The sequence below is a fragment of the Flavobacterium sp. UM26 genome (genome assembly GCF_057922445.1).
The window spans coordinates 195,690-197,651 of record NZ_JBVHCY010000008.1; the positions used below are offsets into that span (position 1 = coordinate 195,690).

General features: G+C 39.8%; 1 protein-coding gene. It reads right to left on the reverse strand.

Features of this window, described 5'->3' with window-relative positions; translation table 11 throughout:
- On the reverse strand, window positions 1-1,962 hold a 1,962-nt coding region (locus ACZ1AQ_RS11155), incomplete at both ends, for a SprB repeat-containing protein (RefSeq protein ID WP_489632980.1).

The window sequence follows — 1,962 nt, forward strand, 5'->3', positions numbered from 1 at the left end:
CAATCCTGCGTTGATATCTTCTTGTGTAATGGTATGTGAAGCTGAGAATGTAGTGCTATCAGTTGCACCCACAGCAAGTGTTGCAATTGGTCCACCAGTTACCACAGCATTATTATCAGTTACCGTTACATTAGTCAAGGTTACATTACCTGTATTTTTGATTACAAAGTTGTATGAAACAATATCACCCACATTGGTTTTACCATCATTGTTGCTATCCACATACACCCCATCTTTTGTAATGTCGATACTTGGACTTTGATTTAATTCAGTGATGGTACAATCAGGACATTCTACGGATCTTGGACATTTTAAGCAAGGTGTTGAGTCAATAGATGTATCGGTTACAACTTTCTCCTCAGGGTCTAAGCCTTTTGAGATTGCAATATTGTAAACAATTCCATTGTCAATGTCATTTTGTGTCAACTGATGAACACCAGAGAATGTAGTACTGTCTGTTGCACCTGCGGTAAGTGTTGCAATTGGTCCACCAGTTACCACAGCATTGTTATCAGTTACAGTTACATTAGTCAAGGTTACATTACCTGTATTTTTGATTACAAAGTTGTATGAAACAATATCACCTACATTAGTGATTCCATCATTATTACTGTCTACATAAGTGCCATCTTTTGTAATATCAATTCCAGATTCATTAATTGTGTAATTATATTCAATACTACATCCTTTAGCATCAGTAATTAATACGCTATAATTTCCAGCGGTAAGATTAACTATATCTTCTGTTGTAGCTCCATTTGACCATAAAAATTGGTAAGGTTTAGTTCCTCCATTTACTGTAATATCAATGGCTCCAATATTGCAACCAACACAGTTATTGTTATTGGTTATTATTGAAGTAGCTGCAATAGCCGCTTCAGGTTGAGTGATTGTTACCGAACAAGTGGTTTTGTATCCTAATTTATCGGTTACTGTTACGGTGTGTAATCCAGCGTTTAGCGCCGTAGCTGTAGCGGTAGTTTCTCCATTATCCCAAAGGAAAGTGTAATCTCCGTTTCCACCAGTAGGAGTAACAGTTGCTTGGGCATTGCTATCACCAAAACATTTAGCAGGAGCTACTTGCACCACGCTACAAGCTAATACATCAGGTTGTGTGATGGTTACCGAACAAGTAGTTTGACACCCTTTGCTATCGGTTACTGTTACCGTATGTAGTCCAGCATTTAAAGAAGAGGCTGTGGCAGTAGTTTCACTATTATCCCAAAGGAAAGTATACCCACCATTTCCACCAGTAGGGGTTACGGTAGCTTTACCATCAGATAGACCATTTGCAGTAACGGCAGTATCTTGAACTACGGAACAAGCAATAGCTGCTTCAGGTTGCGTAATGGTTACCGAACAAGTGGTTTTGTATCCTAGTTTATCGGTTACAGTTACAGTGTGTAATCCAGCGTTTAGAGCCGTAGCGGTAGCGGTAGTTTCATTATTATCCCAAAGGAAAGTGTAATCTCCGTTTCCACCAGTAGGTGTAACAGTTGCTTGGGCATTGCTATCGCCAAAACATTTAGCAGGAGCTACTTGCACCACGCTGCAAGCTAATACATCAGGTTGTGTGATGGTTACCGAACAAGTAGTTTGACACCCTTTGCTATCGGTTACTGTTACCGTATGTAGTCCAGCATTTAAAGAAGAGGCTGTGGCAGTAGTTTCATTATTATCCCAAAGGAAAGTATACCCACCATTTCCACCAGTAGGAGTTACGGTAGCTTTACCATCAGATAGACCATTTGCAGTAACGGCAGTATCTTGAACTACTGAACAAGCAATAGCTGCTGCTGGTTGACCAATAGTTATCGAATTAGATTGTGAAGAACAAGAATCAGTTACGGTTACAGTGTAAGTTCCCGCTGGTAAGTTGTTCACTGTTGCAGTAGAACCCACTACAGTATTTGAAGCATTTTTCCAAGAATAGGTCACTGTTCCTACAGCACCTGTTACAGC